This window comes from Enterobacter sp. JH25 (assembly GCF_021725435.1).
Classification (GTDB): Bacteria; Pseudomonadota; Gammaproteobacteria; order Enterobacterales; family Enterobacteriaceae; genus Enterobacter; species Enterobacter intestinihominis.
The window spans coordinates 3,696,213-3,715,945 of the sequence record NZ_CP091319.1 but is presented as its reverse complement, the minus strand read 5'-3'; the positions used below and the strand labels follow the sequence as shown (position 1 = coordinate 3,715,945).

Genomic DNA, 19,733 nt, shown 5'->3' with positions numbered 1-19,733 from the left:
GAGTCGAATATGGACATGGTTTTTCGTGCCCTGGCAATATACCTGTTTCTGGTGATCGTGTTTAAAGTCGCCGGACGGCGCGCCCTGCTGCAAATGACCAGCTTTGACCTTATTTTGCTCTTAATTATCAGTGAGGCGACACAGCAGGCGCTACTGGGCGAAGATTTTTCCGTCACCGGTGCGATGATTACAATAACAACGCTGGTGGTGGTGGATATTATTTTTGGCCTGATTAAAAAATATTCTTCTTCTGTTGAGAATGTTCTTGATGGCACCCCGGTGATATTGGTAGAGAATGGTATTCCCATTGCGGATAAACTGAAAAAAGTCGATGTATCCTGCGATGATATATTGGTTTCAGCACGCCAGAACCACGGCATAACGGAATTAAAGGATATTAAGTACGCGATCCTTGAGCGTAACGGCCATATTTCAATTATTCCTGAAGAAAATTAACTAAGGGGCACATCCATGAGCAACCTTATTCACGATAATAATACGACCATCAGCGAGCTGACGAAAAAGCTTGCCACGACGCTCACAGAAAGAGGACTGCGTCTAACCACGGCGGAGTCCTGCACCGGCGGTAATCTTGCGGTTGCGCTTTGTGCCGAAGAGAACACGGCGGAATTTTATGACGTTGGCATGGTGGTGTTCAGCGATGCGGCGAAGGAGAGGATCCTCGGCGTGCGGCACGAAACGATTGAGCGCTTCACCGCCGTCAGTGAACAAACGGTTACTGAGATGGCCGCTAAAATTCGCGATATTGCCGAGGCGGATATTGGTGTTGCCATCAGCGGCTATGCGGGACCGGAAGGCGGAGACGATGGCACGGCAGCCGGTACGGTCTGCTTCGGCTGGAATATTCGCGGACAGACGGAAACCCGCACCGTGCTGTTTTCCGGTGAATGTCAGGATGTGGTGGAAAAAGCGGTGCGTTATTCGCTGTCTGAACTGATCGAAATACTCTCCGGATGGGATAACGTCTGAGACAAGGGGAAAGGCTATGGCTGTTATCGTTATTACCGGCGGTACGGCGGGCGTGGGGAAAGCCACGGCGCTGCATTTTGCTAAAGCGGGCTACGATGTAGGCATTATTGCCCGCGATGAGCAGAGCCTGCGCTCCACAGAAGAGGAGTTGCGCCGTTTCGGGATCAACGCGTGTGCCATTCAGGCCGACGTGGCGGACAGCAAGGCGGTGACCGATGCTGCTAACGAAATTGAATACCGGCTTGGAGCCATCGATGTGTGGGTGAATAACGCCATGGGCGGGATGCTGGCGCCGTTTCGCACCATGTCCCCGGAGGAGTTTCGCCGCGTCACCGAGGTGACCTATCTGGGCTATGTTAACGGCACCCGCGCCGCGCTGGAGTTAATGACCCCTCGCGATCGTGGAACGTTTATTCAGGTTGGCTCCGCGCTGGCCTACCGTTCCATTCCCTTGCAGTCAGCCTACTGTGGCGCGAAGGCCGCGATCCGCGGATTTACCGATGCCGTACGCACCGAGCTGATGCATGAAAACAGCCGGGTGCAGATCGCAATGGTACAGATGCCGGGCCTCAATACGCCGCAGTTCGAGTGGGCGAGGAATAAATTTGCCTGGGCGATGCGCCCGGTTCCTCCCGTGTTTCAGCCGGAAGTGGCTGCCAGCGCTATTTTTAAGGTGGCGCAGAAACCGGTGCGGGAGCTGTGGGTGGGCAGCAGCACTGTCCAGTCGATTGTCGGGCAGTTTCTTTTCCCCGGTTTTCTGGACCGGCTGATGGTTAAAAAGGCCTGGGAAGGGCAGATGACCGATACGCTAAATGCGGATGACCGTCAGGACTATCTGGATCAGCCGGTTAACGATCTGCATAAAATCCACGGGCATTTCACCGACGAAGCAAAAGAGCGCGCCACCAGCGTTACCTCCGGCATGCCGGGGAAAGTGCTGCTCGGCTCCCTCGCCGTCACGGGCGCGATCGTGGCGCGTCTGCTGCTCTCGCGGAGACGATAATCAGCGCAGTGCGGTACGATCGGTCCAGAACCAGCGGTAGCCATAGCCGCTGAGGTTAAGCGCGACGGTTTTGCCGCATACCAGCGCGTCGTCGTAGCGTTTGTCCGCCAGGCATGCGGTCCAGGTCGCATGCCGGATCCCTCTGGCGGTAAAATTAACGGGCTTATCGCTGAAGTTAACGAAGGTCAGAATGCTGCGCGTGTCGGTTTCGTAATAGATCCCCAGTACCGCATCGTTGTCGATAGTAATAAGACGAAACGGCGCGACGCCGATCTCAGGAAACTCCGAGCGCGTATTGGCGATATCGATAATGCAGTGCAGGAGGGAGTTGCGGTGCAACAGCGAATCCGCCACGTTGATTTTTTGATAGCGGTACGGACCATGGTCAATCATTGGGGCGATAAAGGTTTTCGGGTCGGCATCTGAGAAACCGCCGCCCTGCGACCCGGCCCACTGCATCGGGGTGCGTACGGCGTAACGCTCCTCCAGATCTAAATCATCGCCCATTCCAATTTCATCCCCGTAGCGCATGACCGGTACGCCCGGCAGCGAAAACAAGACCGCATGGCAAAAGGCCAGCCGCTTTCGATCGCCCTTAAGCATCGGCGCCAGACGGCGGCGGATCCCTCGCTGATACACGCTCATCTCTTCATCAGGGGCGAAGGCATCAATGACGGTCTGCTTCGCTTTTTTGCCTATCCCTTCCAGATCCAGCTCATCATGATTGCGCAGCCAGTTGGCAAAACAGCAGGAGTCCGGCGGCACAATCATCTTTTTCACCGCGTTGCGCAGCGGTCGTGCGCTCTTCTCTGCAAGGCTGACGTAAAAGTACTTATTGAGCCAGAAATTCAGCACCAGGTTGAGCCGGTCATTCTGACCAAAATAATCTTTGTAGGCGTCGACCTCCACGTCGACTTCGCCGAGCAGGATCGCGTCCGGATTGCGCTGTTCGATAAGACGGCGCAGATGCTCCAGGATCCACAGGCCGCGTTTTTCATCTCCACGCCCGGCCTGTTTTGTCAGGTGCGACGCTGCATCCAGGCGAAAGCCCGACACCCCGAGCTTTAGCCAGAAGATGATGATGTTCTCAACCTCCTTCAGCACCGCCGGGGAGGCCAGATTGAGATCCGGCTCGTGGTGATAAAACATATGCCGGTAGTATTGCCCCGCTTCGTCGTCCCATGTCCAGACGCTCTTTTCCACGCCGGGGAACATCGGTGGCGTATCGTCCTCGTCCGTGTCAGACCAGAGATAATAGTCACGGTAGGGTGACTGCGGGTTGCGGCGGGCTTGCTGAAACCAGGGATGCGCATCCGAGGTGTGCTGGATCAGCAGCTCAATAATGACCTTCATCCCCAGCTCCCGCGCCTGTTCAATAAAGGCGATGATATCGTTGAGCTTGCCGAAGCGGGGATCGACCTGCAAATGGTCGCTTACGTCATAGCCTTCATCGAGAAAAGGGGTGAGGTAAAACGGGGTGATCCAGATAACCGTCGCGCCCATCCGGCGGATGTAGCGCAACTTCGCGGCGATCCCGGCGATGTCGCCACAGCCATCGCCGTTAAGATCGTAAAACAGGGCGGTATCAATCTGGTAAATAATGGCGCGTGTATGCCAGCCTGCCATAGCAATCCTTAGTGATAACCTTCGGTATCAGACACTTTGCCCCGGAAGACGTAGTAGCTCCAGGCGGTGTAAACCAGGATCACCGGGATGATTAACAGCGTGCCGATCAGCATAAACAGCTGGCTGGCAGGCGGTGCGGCGGCTTCCCACAGGGTGATGTGCGGCGGGATAATGTGTGGCCACAGGCTGATGCCCAGTCCGCTAAAGCCGAGGAAAATCAGGCCCAGCGTTAACAGGAACGGACGGGCATGGCTGTCGGGATTGCGCGTCAGCCGCCAGATCCATAGGCTGAATACCGCCACCAGAACCGGAACCGGCAGGAACCAGAAGAAGTTAGGCAGTGTAAACCAGCGCTCGGCGACAAACTGCCAGCCGAGCGGGGTCCAGATACTCACCACCGCAATAACGGCGATCAGTGCCAGCAGCACGTGCCGGGTCAGCTCACGCATCCGGTTTTGCAGCGCGCCTTCGCTTTTCATGATCAGCCATGTGGTAGCCAGCAGGGTATAGGCGACAATCAAACCCAGCCCGCAGAACAGGTTAAACGGGGTTAACCAGTCCAGCGAGGAGCCCACAAAGCGTCGCCCTTCCACGTCAAAGCCGTTGATCATCGCGCCGACCACGATCCCCTGGCTGAAGGTTGCCAGCAGGGAACCGCCAGCAAAAGAATAGTCCCAGAATTTGCGGTGGGAAGGGGTCGCCTTAAAGCGAAACTCAAATGCCACGCCGCGGAAAATAAGCCCGATCAGCATGGCCGTGAGCGGGATGGTCAGGGCATCGATAATCACCGCGTAGGCCAGCGGAAACGCGCCGAACAACCCTGCGCCGCCGAGAACCAGCCAGGTTTCATTTCCGTCCCAGACCGGTGCGACGCTGTTCACCATCACGTCGCGCTCTTTGGCATCGCCCACAAAGCTGAACAGCATGCCGATACCGAGATCGAAACCGTCCATGATGATGTACATCAGCGTGGGAAGACAATAATGGCAAACCAGATGACCGGGATATCGACGCCCATCAGATCTTCTCCTCTTCCGGAACAGACTCGGCGGCGGACAGCGGACGGGCAGGGGTGCCCGACGTATTAGACGTTAACGTGCCGACAGGCTGCGGCCCTTTCTTTATCAACCGGGCGAGATAAACATAACCCACGCCAAATACCGAACAGTAGACCACGATAAAAGCCAGCAGGCTGATGCTCATCTGCAACGTGCTGTGCAGAGACACCGCATCTATCGTGCGCAGATAGCCGTAGACGACCCACGGCTGGCGGCCCACTTCGGTGGTGACCCACCCGGCGAGCAGCGCAAGCAGTCCGGCTGGCCCCATGCACAGGGCAAACCAGTGGAATGGTCGCGAGTGATAGAGTCGGCGGCGATAGCGCAGCCAGACGCTCAGCACACCAAGCGTAATCATCAGCAGCCCCATGCCGACCATAATGCGGAAAGACCAGAAGACGATGAGCGAGTTCGGGCGGTCCTCTTTCGGGAAATCTTTCAGCGCCGGGACCTGTTTATCCAGGCTGTGCGTCAGGATCAGGCTGCCGAGCGCCGGAATTTCAAGCCCGTATTTGGTGCGCTCCTCCTCCATATCCGGTACGCCGAACAGCAGCAGCGGGGTAGCCTCGCCGGGCGGATTTTCCCAGTGGCCTTCAATCGCGGCGATTTTGGCAGGCTGATGCTCAAGCGTATTCAGGCCGTGCATATCCCCAACGACTGCCTGGATGGGCGCGACCAGCAGCGCCATCCACATGGCCATGGAGAACATTTTGCGAATAGCGGGCGTGTCGTTGCCGCGCAGCAGATGCCATGCCCCGGACGCGCCCACAAACAAGGCGCTGCACAGGAAGGCGGCGATGGACATATGGATCAGACGGTAAGGGAATGAGGGGTTAAAAATAATGGCCAGCCAGTCTTCGGGAATGACCTGACCATTCTGAATACTGAAGCCCTGCGGGGTATGCATCCAACTGTTGGAGGCGAGGATCCAGAAGGTGGACATCAGCGTGCCCAGCGCTACCATGCAGGTGGCAAAGAAGTGCAGGCCGGGGCCGACCTTGTTCCAGCCGAACAACATCACGCCCAGGAATCCGGCTTCGAGGAAGAAGGCGGTTAAGACTTCATAAGTGAGCAGAAGGCCGGTTATGCTGCCTGCGAACTGGGAAAATCCGCTCCAGTTAGTCCCAAACTGGTAAGCCATTACCAGCCCGGAAACCACGCCCATACCAAAGTTAACGGCGAAAATTTTCAGCCAGAAATGGTAAAGCGAGCGCCAGACATCATTTTTTGTGCGAAGCCACATGCCCTCGAGAACCACCAGATAGCTCGCAAGCCCGATGGTGATTGCCGGAAAGAGAATATGGAAAGAGACGGTAAAGGCGAACTGTATCCTGGCCAGATGAAACGCATCAAGCTCGAACATGCTCCGTACCTCTGGAACTGATAGCCCACAAGGCATTGCCAGACAGCCTCAGGCTGCCTGGCAAAACCGGTTACGGTTTTTTCTTACCCGCGCCAAGCTCGGCACCGGTAAGCGGATCGGCTTTAGGATCGGATTTCGTACGTGCGCACATTGCTTTGACCAGCGTAGCCTGCTCTGTTGTAAGCGTTACGCTTGCGCCGCCGTCACCGCCATCGACCGCTGGCTGAGGAGATTCCACGTAGTCGAAGTGCTTGTCGCTGTTCCAGCTTCCGCGAACTTCTCCCCCCTCAGACATATTGTAGTACTTGTTGGTGTACTCTTCGATTGGAGGCAATTTACCCGGTGGGAAGTTGTTACGGATCGACTGGAGCGCCTTCTCAAACGAAAGCTGGTGTGCTGCCTCACGCGTCATTAAAAACGCCAGCGCATCTTTAACACCTGGATCGTCCGTTACGTTAATAAGCCGTTCGTAGATAATTTTGGCGCGCGCCTCGGCCGCAATGTTAGAGCGCAGATCCGCGGTGGGTTCGCCAATGGTATCCACGTACGCCGCCGTCCACGGTACGCCTGCGGAGTTAGTGAGCGGAGTACCGCCCCCGTAGAGCAGGGAAGTGATATGACTGTCATTGCCGTTTTCGGTCATGGACCGGTACAGCTCCGCTTCATTTTCAACGCCTTCCGCCAGTTCACCTTTCGCACCCTTATTAAGCATACCCACCAGGGTGCCGATAATTTCCAGGTGACTTAACTCCTCGGTCGCGATATCCATCAGCATATCTTTACGACCGGGATCGTCGTCGCTCAATCCTTGCGTAAAGTAACGACATGCCGCGGCAAGTTCGCCCTGTGGCCCGCCAAACTGCTCAAGCAGAAGATTAGCCAGACCCGGATTCGGTTCGGCTACGCGTACTGTGTATTGCAGCTGTTTTACGTGTCGAAACATAGTTTCTCCCTCTTCCGTTATTTTTTCGCTTCAACGCCGTCCGCGTCGGAGCGCAGCAGGAACTGTTCCGTCGTCTGTGGAATATGTTGAATCAGCCAGTCCGCCATCTGGCGCTCTTCTTCCAGAATGGATTCAATGGCTGGAATGGAGGCGGTATCGCCCGCTTGTTTGGCCGCGGCCAGCAGAGAGGTGTAGCAGGCAATTTCAAACTGCTCAAAAACGTAGCCGCTGATGGAGCCTTTAACAATTTCGTCGGAAGGGAACATGCCGCCAATGGACTGGCCGAGCGCCGCCATTTTGCTCATGGAATCTTTTATGACCGAACGGGAAATATTATTGCGGTCGAGAATTTCTTCAAGCACGGTAATTTGATGTTTAGTTTCATTAACGTGTTGTTCAATTCGTGCACGTAAGTCGGGATAATTATCAATACGGCTGGCCATTGATTCCAGCATGGATTCGGCTTGCTTTTCCATCGCATGGGCATCGCGTAGCCAATCATGGTAGTGTTCTACATGATTCATAATTAACTCCTGTGATTTATTTTCTGGTTAATTGTTGGTGCTGATGCTCATCAAATTTTTATTTATCCTTTCTGGGCTTTTTGATTAATATTGCCGACAGCCAGATCGGTTAATTTGAGATCGGTTTCTTTTTCTTCTTCCAGTGTTTCTGCAAGAAGTTTAACGGCTTTTTTATAGCCTAATTGTTCAGCCAGGGTGGCCAGGGTGCCGTAGCTGGCAATTTCGTAGTGCTCGACTTTCTGTGCGGCGGCAATTAATGCAGCGTCACGCACTTCGTTTTTCTCAGTGCTCTCAATAACTTCGTTGGCTTCTTCAATTAAGCCTTCCATTGCAACGCATTTCATGCGCTTCAGCTTGAGGCCGGATTCCTGCTCAATAATCTGATCGATACGTTCGATCTGTCCCTGCGTCTCCTCAAGGTGAGCCGTGAAGGCAGCGCTCAGCTTCTCGCTTGATGCGGCGCGGGCTAACTTGCTCAGCGCGCGGGTCAGCTGCTTCTCAGCGCTATAGGTATCGGATAACAGGTGAATAAATACATCTTCAACAGTTTTCATATTCATATATTCGCTCCAGTGAAATAAAGGGAAGGTACTGCGAGCCGACAGGCCCGCAGCATGCTCTCGGTATATTTATAAGAGCTTTAAATAAGATCAGGAGTTATCAGATTTACGGCCCCCGCCGTGACTGTTCTGTCCCCCTTTCTTACCCGCTTCAGATGCGCGTTGCGGATCGTTTTTGAAATTACCGCCGCTGTGCTGGCCGCCTTTACGTCCAGCTTCTGATGCTTTTTCACGGTCTTGCGCGAAATTACCGGAACCACCACGATGTTGCTCTGCCATATATCAACCCTCATGTTGCGTTTATGTCAGGTGATACGATAAGTAATTCGTATCAGTTGTCGTTCAGAAATTAACATTAGTCGTTATGTGAGAAGAGTCAAATTTCCTGTCTGGGTTGTTTTGCACCATTTCCAGAGATGCGGGGGAAATACCGCTTCGTTACGATTTTTGAAAATCGGAAGTAAATCCATTGCTTAGGGGGAAATAAATTGTGTCGTTAGGATTCCGCTTAGCTAATAATCTTAATGTGAACGCGGCGGAAATGATTACAAGAATTGACGTAGCGCAAAAATATATCTTACCGACCTGAGTATTTATAATCGGAATAGTCTTAAGCGAGAAGTAAAATAACGAGCCGAAACAGTGTATCCGATCGTCGTTTTTGACGTGGTCAGGCGGATCGGGTGAGGGTATGCTGCATTTGTCACCACAATAATTACAGAGGCAATGTCATGGATCAGGAGCTACTGGATGCAGGGTACCGGGCCTATACCGGTGAGAAAATCGATGTCTACTTCAACACAGGGATCTGCAAACACTCGGGCAACTGCGTACGCGGCAGCGCGGCGCTGTTCGACCTGAAGCGTAAACCCTGGATCGCACCGGATGAAGTGGATGCAGAAACTGTTGCGCGCGTAATTGATACCTGCCCGAGCGGTGCGCTGAAGTACCGCCTAAAATAAGTGAGGAACCATGGATATTCTTGAAGGCCATAACAAGTTTTATGTCAACGACGCCGAAGGCAATCAGGTTGCGGAGATCGTCTTTGTCCCGACCGGCGAGCATCTGAGCATCATCGAGCACACCGATGTGGATCCGAGCCTGAAAGGGCAGGGTGTGGGTAAACAGCTGGTGGCAAAGGTGGTAGAGAAGATGCGCGGGGAGAACCGTAAAATAATCCCGCTGTGTCCGTTTGCGAAGCATGAGTTTGATAATACGCGGGAGTATGACGATATTCGGGCGTAAAACAGATGCCCGGCATTGCGCCGGGCAGCACACTCAACCGACAAACATCACCGACACACACAGCACACCCACAATCAGCGTCAGCAGGTTACCGATGGAGCGGTACGGTTTTAACGACGGGATCAGGTACGTCGACAGCGTCGGCATGATGAACAGGATCATGGCGATAAGCGGACCGCTGATGGCGTAAATCATCGAGATCGCATTCGGGTTGATGCAGCAGACCGCAAAGGTAATCAGCGACACGCCGAGAATCGAAACCGCGCGGTTAAAGGCACGACTTTTCTTCACACCCACCTGATTCAGCGACGATTTCACAATTTCCGTTGCCCCTTCAATCACGCCAAAATAGGTGCCGAGGAACGATTTCGACATCGCTATAATTGCCACGATAATACCGGAAATGCCCAGCCATGCCGGGGACGAAGGCATCATCGACAGCGCGGACAGGATCGTCACCCCTTCCTCTTTTGCCGCCACGATATAGGACGGTGGAATCGAAAGCAGGCAGCTGAACACAAAGAACAGCACGCTGAGGCAGATGATCAGGTACGCCACTTTCATGATTTTTTTGCATTTACCCATAGCCTCTTCACCGTATTTCTCGCGACGATCTACGGCGAAGGTCGAGATGATCGGGGTATGGCTAAAAGCGAAAACCATCACCGGGATCGATATCCACACCTGGTGCAGTGTATGCTGGTCGAAGGCCATCTGGCTGGTCAGAAGCGACGGCTGCCAGCTGCCCGTCAGATACAGCGAGACAAACAGGAAATAGGCGATCAGCGGAAAGACAAGGAAACCCATCACCTTAATGGTGATGTGCCGCCCCATCAGGAAGATCAGATTCAAAATCAGCACCACGCCAAAACTCACCAGCATCCGCACGCTGGTATCCACCGTCATCCGTTTCGCCAGCTGTTCAGTAAGTGAGTTGGTTATCGCCACCGCGTAAATCAGAACCACCACAAAGAAGGCCACGAAATAGAGCGTGGTGATGAGGTTGCCGATCTTTTTGCCGTAGTAATGGGAAACGGCACCGGTGATCCCTTCGTTGCCTTTCGTCTTCGACGACAGAATAAATTGCGCCAGCGCTTTATGCGGCCAGTAGGTTAAGGGATACGCCACAAGGGCGGTGATCAGCAGGACAATTGCGCCAGCAGAGCCGAGCTGAATGGGCAAGAACAGGGTTCCTGCGCCCACGGCAGTGCCGTAGAGGGCGAAACTCCAGAGAGTCTCTTCTTTTGACCAAATTTTCGACATTAGAGCAACGTATCAACTATAAAACGAACAAAAAGGAGTGCAATTTACCATAATTATGCGTTGAGGTCGCCGTTGCTTCGCTGGGGTTGGGCCGGAGAAGGTCTCCGGCCGGAAGGTCATTCGCTTGCCAGGGCGCGACGTTGCTGGCGGCGCTTGATAATTTTCTCCCGCAGGGTGTCATACGCCCAGTTGTAGAGCATGGTGTACGGCAGGAAGAACAGGAAGAAACCAATCTCCAGCGTGAAGGCCTGGAGCAGCGTCACGCCCAGCACGGCGGCAACGATGGTTACGCCAATCACAATAAAGCCGCATTCAAAACCCAGCGCATGCAGGGCGCGCACTTTTGCCGTGCGCTTCACCCGCTGAACGGGCCAGAAACGGTCGAAGCCAAAGTTATAGATAATGTTCCAGAGCATTGCCGTGGTCGCCAGAATAATAGTGAGACCCCCCATTTCAACCACCGAGCGGTGCATTAGCCACGCGGCCGTAGGGGCGAGGATCGCCGTAGCAATACCTTCAAAACAGACGGCATGGAAGATCCGCTCCGGCAATTTACGTTGGAGTGCATCCTGATGTTGCATATTTACCTCATATAGACGCCAGTATGGGCGTTGATGCGGCCTATTCTTATCGCTTAAGGTGATATATAAAAGATGGTATCCATCGATAAAGTAGATACATCATGCGTTATTCTCCCGAAGCACTGACCGCGTTTGTTGAAACTGTCGCCGCAGGTTCGTTTTCAGCTGCGGCACGACGGCTGCGTAAAAGCCAGTCCACCATCAGCACCTCCATCGCCAACCTTGAAGCTGACCTTGGCTTTGAGCTGTTTGATCGCTCGGCGCGTCACCCGGTGTTAACCGCCCAGGGTGAACAGGTGCTGGGCTATGTCCAGTCAATCCTCGCCGCCAGCGCGCGCCTTGATGAGCTGGCCGTATCCTTAACGGCGCAAACGGAGGCGCGTTTTACCTTTGTTCTCTCCGATACGCTTAACCCGGCCGTGCTGGAAGAGATGATGAGCCAGTTCGACCAGCGTTTTCCGCACACCGAATTTGAGTGCCTGATTGGGGAAGAGGAGGACGTGATCGATCTGCTGCAAAAGGAGCGGGCGCAAATTGGCCTGACGGAAGCACGCGACAGCTACCCGACCGATATTGGCGCGGCCCGCCTGCCTATGCAGACGCGGATGGCTATTTACGTTTCTGCCGGACATCCTCTGGCAGGGCAACATGAGACGCAGGCGGACGAGCTGCATGGCTGGCGCGAGCTGCGGCTGAGTACCTATCTTGAACGGGAAGCGCCCCTTGCGCGCGGGCCGGTCTGGTCTGCGCCGAACTACCTGCTGCTGCTGAGCATGGCGGTACAGGGCTTTGGCTGGTGCGCGTTACCCTGCGCGCTGGTCGACGAATTTGACGCATCGAAATCGCTGGTGCAGCTGAACGTGCCGGGCTGGCCGAGGTCGATTGCCATCGATCTGGTATGGAACAAAAGAACCCCGCCCGGCGTCGCCGGAAGCTGGCTGCGCCAGTACTTGCAGGACGCACGATAATCCTGTGACTAAACTCACTAATTTTAAACATTTGCGTCAATTGTTGATAACAATCCTCTACTATCGTCATGTCATTTTGCACAGAGGTCGTGATGAAAGATGTCGTTATAGTGGGTGCGTTACGTACGGCTATCGGCTGTTTTCAGGGAGCGCTTGCGCGTCACTCTGCGGTTGATCTCGGCAGCGTGGTGGTAAGAGCGCTGGTGGAACGCAGCGGGGTTGCCGCACATGAAATTGATGAGGTGATCCTCGGCCAGGTGCTGACCGCTGGCGCGGGACAAAACCCTGCGCGCCAGGCGGCGCTGAAGGGCGGCCTGCCTAATACCGTTTCGGCGATTACCATCAACGACGTCTGTGGTTCAGGTTTGAAAGCGCTCCACCTTGCGACGCAGGCCATCCAGTGCGGTGAAGCGGACGTGGTCATTGCCGGAGGGCAGGAAAATATGAGCCGCGCCCCGCATGTCCTGACCGACAGCCGGACCGGCGCGCAGCTCGGGAACAGTCAACTGCTTGACAGCCTGGTTCATGACGGGCTGTGGGACGCCTTCAACGACTACCATATGGGCGTAACGGCGGAAAACCTGGCGCGGGAATACGGCATCAGCCGCGAGCTTCAGGATGCGTATGCGCTTAGCTCGCAGCAAAAAGCGCGTGCAGCGATCGACTCCGGCCGTTTTCGCGATGAAATTGTCCCGGTCAGTACCCAACGCCAGAACGGCGAAGCGCTCATCGTTGATACCGACGAGCAGCCGCGCACCGATGCCAGCGCAGAAGGGCTGGCAAAACTCGATCCGGCCTTCGAAACGCTCGGTTCTGTAACGGCAGGTAACGCATCCTCCATTAACGACGGTGCGGCGGCGGTGATGATGATGAGTGAAAGCAAAGCCCAGGAGCTGGCGCTGCCGGTACTGGCGCGCATCAAAGCGTTTGCCAGCGTGGGTGTTGATCCTGCGTTAATGGGGATCGCCCCGGTCTATGCCACGCGCCGCTGTCTTGAGCGGGCGGGCTGGCAGCTGAACGATGTAGATCTGATTGAAGTCAATGAAGCCTTTGCTGCACAGGCGATCTCGGTCGGGAAAATGCTGGAATGGGATCCGCTACGGGTCAACGTCAACGGCGGTGCGATCGCGCTCGGTCATCCTATTGGCGCTTCCGGCTGCCGCATTCTGGTGTCGCTAGTCCACGAAATGAAAAAGCGTAACGCCCGAAAAGGGATCGCAACGCTCTGCATTGGCGGAGGGCAGGGGGTAGCCCTGGCTATCGAACGGTAATTTCCCCCTCTGCGCACAGAAAGCCTCCCTCGGGAGGTTTTTTTATGTCCGCAGAATCCTTTTTTAACACTTCTGCGTTCTTTCTTAAGCCCACAATAATTATTGCGCGGTGAATTATTCGCTTTGTGAAGTTCTTAGTGTGATCTCACGCCTGGAATTTATGCGTTATACGCCTTTTTTGTTGATGAGGTTCACGTCGATCTTTGCCAAAAAAAATGAAACAAATAATTTCGATCCTTGTCACTAAAATAACGGTACATAAAAAATAAACTCAAGTTTCATAAAAACGAAACGTTATTTTAATTGAGGGTTTTTTCATGTTTAAGAAATCTCTGCTCCTTGCTTCCCTTATTAGTGCCTCTTTTGCGGTTAGCGCCGTTACCGTCGATCTGCGTCACGAATATATTGACAGCGGCTCGAATGCCGACCGTGTTGCCGTCTCGCACCGCTTTGATAATGGCTTCGGTTTTTCAGTCGAGGCGAAGTGGAAATCAGGCGGGGACAAGGCAGATCAGCCATTCGCGGATGTGGTGGGGAACGGTCACGAAGATCAGATTAGCTGGCGCTGGAAAGCGACAGACAATATCGCCCTGACGCCTGCGTTTACGATTGAAAGCACAGACAGTCGTACCATTTATAAACCGAATCTGCATGTGCAATATAGTTTCGATAATGGCTTCTACGTGGCCGCGCGTTACCGTTATGAATATACCCGCTACCCGTCAAGCTCAAATAAGGACGATGATAAAGTTAACCGTGGTGATGCGTGGGTCGGTTGGGTATTAGGTGACTGGCGTACCGAGCTGAACTATGTTTACGCGAAAAGCTCTGAAGGCGTGGCCCGAAATAACAATAAAGATTATTCCAATGAATATAACGCCAAGCTCGCCTACAAATGGGATAAAAACTGGGCACCGTATGTTGAGGTGGGCAACGTGGGGGTTAAAGACACTGACGAACGCCAGACCCGTTTCCGTTTAGGCGTGGCGTACTCCTTCTGATAATCCAGCTTCTTCGCTAAAAACCGCCGGGTGGCGCTTCGCTTACCCGGCCTACACTTTCCTTCCACTCCGTCGTTTCGTATGCCGGGTGGCCCTGCGCTTACCCGGCCTACACTTTCCTTCCACTCCGTCGTTTCGTATGCCGGGTGGCCCTGCGCTTACCCGGCCTACACTTTCCTTCCACTCCGTCGTTTCGTATGCCGGATGGCGATGCGCTTACCCGGCCTACACTTTCCTTCCACTCCGTCGTTTCGTATGCCGGATGGCGATGCGCTTACCCGGATACACTTTCTCTCCAATCAGTCGTTTCGTAGGCCGGGTAAGCGTTAGCGCCACCCGGCAAAAAGCGCCGCAAACACCCAAAAAAAAGCCCTCCGAATCGGAGGGCAAGGCCAGTTACAGAAACACTAACTCATTCAGGCATGCAACATTTCAGGTTGCTCGGGGAGTTTCGCGATATAGAGGGCCGGTTTGCCGTCTTTATCGGAACTGTACAGCACCGCTTTTTCGTCCGGCGTGAAGGACGGATGCGGGTGGGTTACCTGGCGGCTGTTCGCCACCGTAGCCCAGGAAGTGTCATGACGGGCAATGCGGTAATAGGCTTTCTTCGCCACGTCAAAGGCATACAGATAAGGATCGTTATCAATGGTGTAGCCGCCGGTGTCTTTCACATCGACAGGCGTGCCGGAACCGTCGCCAACCAGCATGGTGCCGTCTACGTTGCTCATCAGGTGCGAACAGGCGGGCATGTTCATTACCGCTTCATTCACGCCGGTGTCCGGATTGAAGCGGGAGATGGTGCGCCCTTGCTGACCTTTCAGGTAAGAGACGTAGATCAGTGCGGATCCGTCCGGCACCCAAAATTCATGCGTGCAGCTTTCCCCTTCCGCGTGCGTTTTCACTTTCCGCACGTTGCTGCCATCTTCGTTGACCAGCCACATGCGGGCGTCAACCAGGTCGTGTGGCCCTTCATGACAGAAGGCCACGGTATTGTCATCGAACGGGCGATAAATCGGATGTCCCAGCCAGATCTTCTCGTCATGGATGGTGGTGCTTTCACCCGTTTTTAGATCAACGCGCAGCAGGCGGCAGTGCGGCCCTTTGTGGAAGAAGTCGTGGAAAATTTTCCAGTCGTTGAGTGGCGTCCAGTCACGTCTGGCAATCTCAATACCCACCAGTTTGGTGCAGTCGCTGTTCGCGACCCAGGTGCCGTAGCCAACCCACTCTTCCGGGACACGGTACACTTCGCGCTCTGCCAGCGTCTTTAAATCCACCTCAAGCAGGGTGCGATCGTTCTTCACATAGTAGAGGGATTGATCGTCCGGAGAGAGGAACCCGCCAAAGGTGTTATCGCCCGCGCCTTCGGTCAGCTGCACCGCTTCGGCGTTTTTCAGATCCAGCAGGTAATAGTTCCAGTGACCGTCGAACTCCCCGGCGAACAGCAGGTGGCTGCCATCGTTAAAGAAGCACTTCTGGTAAAAGTAGTTGCGATGACAGGTTACTTCCGGTGGGGTCAGGCGGGTAACTTCCACGCCTGTATCCGGATCGCGGCTGACCTCGTAGTTCAGCTTGACCCGCATACCTTTAGCCATAATGCACTCCTTTGAACGCGTAATATAGGTTGAAAACTAGGTGTTAAATTATCAAAACATCGTTTCATTGTGTGTGACTGACAGCGCAAATTCTCAGTTTCTTTAGCCAGATTGAGGGGCTTAAAGATTTATCGTGATCGAAACACCATTTCTGGCATAAACATACAGAAAAAATGAAACGTTGTTTTAAATGTGATTGAAAACCCCATGTACAGGGGATAATATGTGTTCATCACGAAAACGGAACATTGTTTCGTTATTCATCTTTGCCTTCGGGCACGATCAATTCTGGAGGTTTACGTGGACGTCAGACAAAGCATCCACAGTGCGCACGCAAAAACGCTGGATACTCAGGGGCTGCGCAGTGAGTTTTTAGTTGAGCAAGTGTTCGAAGCCGACAAGTACACCATGGTCTACAGCCATATTGACCGCATTATTGTGGGCGGGATTATGCCGGTGGCGAAAACCGTGTCCGTGGGCGGTGAAGTGGGCAAACAGCTGGGCGTGAGCTACTTCCTCGAACGCCGTGAACTGGGCGTGATTAACATTGGCGGGCCGGGCACCATAACCGTCGATGGCCAGTGCTACGAAATTGGTCACCGTGACGCGCTGTACGTCGGAAAAGGCGCGAAAGAAGTGGTGTTCGCCAGCATCGATGGCAGCAAACCGGCGAAGTTCTACTACAACTGCGCCCCGGCTCATACGACTTACCCAACCAAAAAAGTCACGCCAGCGGACGTTGCCCCGGTGACCCTTGGTGACAACCTCACCAGCAACCGCCGCACCATCAATAAATACTTCGTACCGGATGTGCTGGAAACTTGCCAGCTCAGCATGGGGCTGACCGAGCTTGCGCCGGGCAACCTGTGGAACACCATGCCGTGCCATACCCACGAGCGCCGCATGGAAGTCTATTTCTACTTCAACATGGATGAAGATGCCTGCGTGTTCCACATGATGGGACAGCCCCAGGAAACTCGCCATATCGTGATGCACAACGAGCAGGCGGTCATTTCGCCAAGCTGGTCCATCCACTCTGGCGTGGGAACGAAAGCTTATACCTTTATCTGGGGTATGGTCGGTGAAAACCAGGTCTTCGATGACATGGACCACGTCGCTGTTAAGGATCTGCGCTAGTCGCAGGCAGTTAAGCATACATCTGCCTGTTGGTGACAGGCGCTGAACGATTAAGGAACAAACATGATTCTGGATGCATTTTCTCTGCAGGGTAAAGTGGCTGTGGTTTCCGGGTGTGACACCGGGCTGGGGCAGGGTATGGCGTTAGGTCTGGCGGAAGCGGGCTGTGATATCGTCGGGATTAACATCGTAGAGCCAACGGAAACCATCGAGCGCGTCACCGCGCTGGGCCGTCGTTTCCTGAGCCTGACCGCGGACCTGCGCAAAATCGATGCGATCCCTGAACTGCTGGATCGCGCGGTGGCGGAGTTCGGGCATATCGATATTCTGGTCAACAATGCGGGCCTGATTCGCCGTGAAGATGCGATTAACTTCAGCGAAACGGACTGGGACGACGTGATGAACCTGAACATCAAGAGCGTGTTCTTTATGTCCCAGGCGGCTGCGAAGCACTTCATCGCGCAGGGGAAAGGCGGGAAGATCATCAATATTGCCTCCATGCTCTCTTTCCAGGGCGGCATCCGCGTACCGTCTTACACCGCATCGAAGAGCGCCGTGATGGGCGTGACCCGTCTGCTGGCGAACGAGTGGGCGCAGCACAATATCAACGTCAACGCGATTGCGCCGGGCTACATGGCCACCAACAATACCCAGCAGCTGCGTGCTGATGAAGAGCGCAGCGCGGCAATTCTGGAACGTATTCCAGCGGGTCGCTGGGGTCTGCCGAGCGATCTGATGGGCCCGGTTGTGTTCCTGGCTTCTCCGGCTTCGGATTACATTAACGGCTATACCGTCGCCGTTGACGGCGGCTGGCTGGCACGTTAATTCAGCCTTAATAAAGAACCTCTGCCCTCGGGTGGAGGTTTTTTTTGCGCCAAAATTGGCTTTATCCATATCCTTAAAGATGAAAAATCCATACTAAAAAGGAATAAATGACGGGTATCACACATTTATTGCTTAAATATTAACTAATTAATAAAAAATAAGGTTAAACCACCCTGATTTGAAATTGTAATGTCCATCACAGAACGGTATGTCGTAGCGAAATAATCCATATCTTCACCAGTTCCGACCTGACACTTTCTTCCGGTATCTCGTAATTTCACTTAACGAATTTCGCTGTTGAGGCAGGAAACTATGACATCTATAAATGACTCTACCCTTATGCCCGCTGCGCTGCGCGATACCCGACGCATGAACCAGTTTGTTTCTGTTGCGGCCGCCGTAGCCGGTCTACTGTTTGGTCTGGATATCGGCGTTATCGCTGGCGCACTGCCCTTTATTACCGACCACTTTACGTTAAGCAACCGCCTGCAAGAGTGGGTGGTGAGCAGCATGATGCTGGGCGCGGCCATCGGCGCGTTGTTTAACGGCTGGCTGTCGTTCCGTCTCGGGCGCAAATACAGCCTGATGGTTGGGGCGATCCTGTTCGTCGCAGGCTCCATCGGCTCCGCGTTTGCGACAAACATAGAAGTGCTGCTGCTTTCACGCGTGTTGCTTGGCGTAGCGGTGGGTATCGCGTCCTACACCGCGCCGCTTTATCTCTCTGAAATGGCAAGTGAGAACGTGCGCGGGAAGATGATCAGTATGTATCAGCTGATGGTGACGCTCGGTATCGTGCTGGCGTTTCTGTCGGATACGTACTTCAGCTACAGCGGCAACTGGCGGGCAATGCTTGGCGTGCTGGCGCTGCCTGCGCTGGTGCTGATTGTGTTAGTCATTTTCCTGCCGAACAGCCCGCGCTGGCTGGCGCAAAAAGGGCGTCACGTGGAGGCGGAAGAGGTGCTGCGCATGTTGCGCGACACGTCTGAAAAAGCGCGTGAAGAGCTGAACGAAATCCGCGAAAGCCTGAAGCTGAAGCAGGGCGGCTGGTCCCTGTTTAAGGCGAACCGCAACGTGCGCCGCGCAGTGTTCCTCGGCATGCTGTTACAGGCGATGCAGCAGTTTACGGGGATGAACATCATTATGTATTACGCCCCGCGCATTTTTAAAATGGCCGGTTTTACCACCACCGAACAGCAGATGATCGCCACGCTGGTGGTGGGGCTGACCTTTATGTTCGCCACCTTTATCGCGGTTTTCACCGTTGATAAGGCCGGACGTAAACCCGCCCTGAAAATTGGCTTTAGCGTGATGGCGCTCGGCACCTTAATCCTTGGCTACTGCCTGATGCAGTTCGATAACGGCACGGCGTCAAGCGGCCTCTCCTGGCTCTCCGTGGGCATGACCATGATGTGTATAGCCGGTTACGCGATGAGCGCCGCGCCGGTGGTGTGGATCCTGTGCTCTGAAATACAGCCGCTGAAATGCCGCGACTTTGGTATCACCTGTTCCACCACCACCAACTGGGTGTCGAACATGATCATTGGCGCGACCTTCCTGACGCTGCTGGATGCGATTGGCGCGGCAGGCACCTTCTGGCTCTATACGGTGCTGAACGTGGCGTTTATCGGTGTGACCTTCTGGCTGATCCCCGAAACCAAGGGCGTGACACTGGAGCATATTGAACGCAAGCTGATGAGAGGGGAGAAACTACGTAATATCGGCGTGTAATGTAATTGCCCGGTGGCGCTTCGCTTACCGGGCCTACGATACCGTGTAGGCCCGG

20 protein-coding genes and 1 pseudogene are annotated in these 19,733 nt (G+C 54.3%); 11 read left to right on the top strand and 10 right to left on the bottom strand.

Translation table 11 applies throughout. From position 1 onward, the window contains the following. The first annotated feature begins 9 nt into the window (after positions 1-9). From L2Y28_RS17750 to L2Y28_RS17740, 3 genes are read left to right on the top strand one after another with little or no spacing between them, the layout of a single operon-like run. Positions 10-456 carry a DUF421 domain-containing protein gene (locus tag L2Y28_RS17750; protein WP_022649269.1) on the top strand — a complete coding sequence of 149 codons (447 nt, stop codon included), beginning with the start codon at positions 10-12 and terminating at the stop codon, positions 454-456. 15 nt (positions 457-471) lie between these two features. Further along, positions 472-990: a 2-oxo-tetronate isomerase gene (locus tag L2Y28_RS17745; protein ID WP_022649268.1), complete on the top strand. Its 519-nt coding sequence runs from the start codon at positions 472-474 to the stop codon at positions 988-990. Positions 991-1,006: 16 nt separating this feature from the next. After that, positions 1,007-1,993, top strand: a complete 987-nt coding sequence (locus L2Y28_RS17740; RefSeq protein WP_236919563.1) for an SDR family oxidoreductase — start codon at positions 1,007-1,009, stop codon at positions 1,991-1,993. On the opposite strand, the gene L2Y28_RS17735 is transcribed toward L2Y28_RS17740, so the two are convergent. The 7 genes and pseudogenes from L2Y28_RS17735 to L2Y28_RS17705 form a co-directional block, all read right to left on the bottom strand. Further along, entirely contained in the window at positions 1,994-3,619 is a 1,626-nt protein-coding gene (locus L2Y28_RS17735) for an alpha-amylase family protein (protein ID WP_022649266.1), read from the bottom strand. It abuts the gene before it with no gap. An 8-nt stretch (positions 3,620-3,627) separates the two neighbouring features. Further along, a pseudogene (cydB, locus tag L2Y28_RS17730) lies at positions 3,628-4,637 on the bottom strand (cytochrome d ubiquinol oxidase subunit II). Next, positions 4,637-6,040 (bottom strand): cytochrome ubiquinol oxidase subunit I, encoded by a 1,404-nt coding sequence (locus L2Y28_RS17725; protein ID WP_022649264.1) that lies wholly within the window; start codon positions 6,038-6,040, stop codon positions 4,637-4,639. The pseudogene cydB and the gene L2Y28_RS17725 overlap by 1 nt, the downstream one beginning before the upstream one ends. A 70-nt stretch (positions 6,041-6,110) precedes the next feature. After that, on the bottom strand, positions 6,111-6,983 hold the full coding sequence (locus tag L2Y28_RS17720) for a manganese catalase family protein (protein ID WP_022649263.1): 873 nt from the start codon (positions 6,981-6,983) through the stop codon (positions 6,111-6,113). A 17-nt stretch (positions 6,984-7,000) separates the two neighbouring features. After that, the gene (locus tag L2Y28_RS17715; protein ID WP_022649262.1) at positions 7,001-7,507 is read right to left on the bottom strand and encodes a ferritin-like domain-containing protein; all 507 of its coding nucleotides are present in this window, start codon (positions 7,505-7,507) and stop codon (positions 7,001-7,003) included. A gap of 62 nt (positions 7,508-7,569) precedes the next feature. Continuing rightward, on the bottom strand, positions 7,570-8,067 hold the full coding sequence (locus L2Y28_RS17710; protein WP_003862851.1) for a ferritin-like domain-containing protein: 498 nt from the start codon (positions 8,065-8,067) through the stop codon (positions 7,570-7,572). A 90-nt stretch (positions 8,068-8,157) separates the two neighbouring features. Beyond that, positions 8,158-8,346: a general stress protein gene (locus L2Y28_RS17705; RefSeq protein WP_022649261.1), complete on the bottom strand. Its 189-nt coding sequence runs from the start codon at positions 8,344-8,346 to the stop codon at positions 8,158-8,160. A 452-nt stretch (positions 8,347-8,798) separates the two neighbouring features. Between L2Y28_RS17705 and yjdI the strand changes: the two genes are divergently transcribed. Beyond that, complete coding sequence (gene yjdI / locus L2Y28_RS17700) at positions 8,799-9,029, top strand: 4Fe-4S mono-cluster protein YjdI (RefSeq protein WP_022649260.1); 231 nt, start codon at positions 8,799-8,801, stop codon at positions 9,027-9,029. Positions 9,030-9,039: 10 nt separating this feature from the next. Then, positions 9,040-9,312 carry a GNAT family N-acetyltransferase gene (locus L2Y28_RS17695; protein ID WP_006811846.1) on the top strand — a complete coding sequence of 91 codons (273 nt, stop codon included), beginning with the start codon at positions 9,040-9,042 and terminating at the stop codon, positions 9,310-9,312. Positions 9,313-9,345: 33 nt separating this feature from the next. On the opposite strand, the gene L2Y28_RS17690 is transcribed toward L2Y28_RS17695, so the two are convergent. Next, positions 9,346-10,575, bottom strand: a complete 1,230-nt coding sequence (locus L2Y28_RS17690; RefSeq protein ID WP_022649259.1) for an amino acid permease — start codon at positions 10,573-10,575, stop codon at positions 9,346-9,348. A 116-nt stretch (positions 10,576-10,691) separates the two neighbouring features. Continuing rightward, positions 10,692-11,156: a multidrug/biocide efflux PACE transporter gene (locus L2Y28_RS17685; protein ID WP_022649258.1), complete on the bottom strand. Its 465-nt coding sequence runs from the start codon at positions 11,154-11,156 to the stop codon at positions 10,692-10,694. Positions 11,157-11,257: 101 nt separating this feature from the next. Here L2Y28_RS17685 and L2Y28_RS17680 point away from each other — a divergent pair, with 101 nt between their 5' ends. From L2Y28_RS17680 to L2Y28_RS17670, 3 genes are all read left to right on the top strand, one after another. After that, entirely contained in the window at positions 11,258-12,124 is an 867-nt protein-coding gene (locus L2Y28_RS17680; RefSeq protein ID WP_022649257.1) for a LysR family transcriptional regulator, read from the top strand. A gap of 92 nt (positions 12,125-12,216) precedes the next feature. Continuing rightward, a complete protein-coding gene (locus L2Y28_RS17675) occupies positions 12,217-13,395 on the top strand; it encodes an acetyl-CoA C-acetyltransferase (RefSeq protein WP_022649256.1) in 1,179 nt (392 codons plus the stop codon). Positions 13,396-13,712: 317 nt separating this feature from the next. Next, complete coding sequence (locus tag L2Y28_RS17670; protein WP_022649255.1) at positions 13,713-14,396, top strand: oligogalacturonate-specific porin KdgM family protein; 684 nt, start codon at positions 13,713-13,715, stop codon at positions 14,394-14,396. A 416-nt stretch (positions 14,397-14,812) separates the two neighbouring features. Here the strand turns inward: L2Y28_RS17670 and L2Y28_RS17665 are convergent, their stop codons facing one another. Then, a complete protein-coding gene (locus tag L2Y28_RS17665) occupies positions 14,813-15,988 on the bottom strand; it encodes an oligogalacturonate lyase family protein (RefSeq protein WP_022649254.1) in 1,176 nt (391 codons plus the stop codon). 300 nt (positions 15,989-16,288) lie between these two features. On the opposite strand from L2Y28_RS17665, the gene kduI reads away from it, so the two are divergent. The 3 genes from kduI (at position 16,289) to L2Y28_RS17650 (ending at position 19,678) form a co-directional block, all read left to right on the top strand. After that, positions 16,289-17,125 carry a 5-dehydro-4-deoxy-D-glucuronate isomerase gene (gene kduI, locus L2Y28_RS17660; RefSeq protein WP_017382863.1) on the top strand — a complete coding sequence of 279 codons (837 nt, stop codon included), beginning with the start codon at positions 16,289-16,291 and terminating at the stop codon, positions 17,123-17,125. A gap of 63 nt (positions 17,126-17,188) precedes the next feature. After that, the gene (gene kduD, locus L2Y28_RS17655) at positions 17,189-17,950 is read left to right on the top strand and encodes a 2-dehydro-3-deoxy-D-gluconate 5-dehydrogenase KduD (protein WP_003862835.1); all 762 of its coding nucleotides are present in this window, start codon (positions 17,189-17,191) and stop codon (positions 17,948-17,950) included. Positions 17,951-18,262: 312 nt separating this feature from the next. Further along, positions 18,263-19,678, top strand: a complete 1,416-nt coding sequence (locus L2Y28_RS17650) for a sugar porter family MFS transporter (protein ID WP_022649253.1) — start codon at positions 18,263-18,265, stop codon at positions 19,676-19,678. Positions 19,679-19,733: the final 55 nt, after the last annotated feature.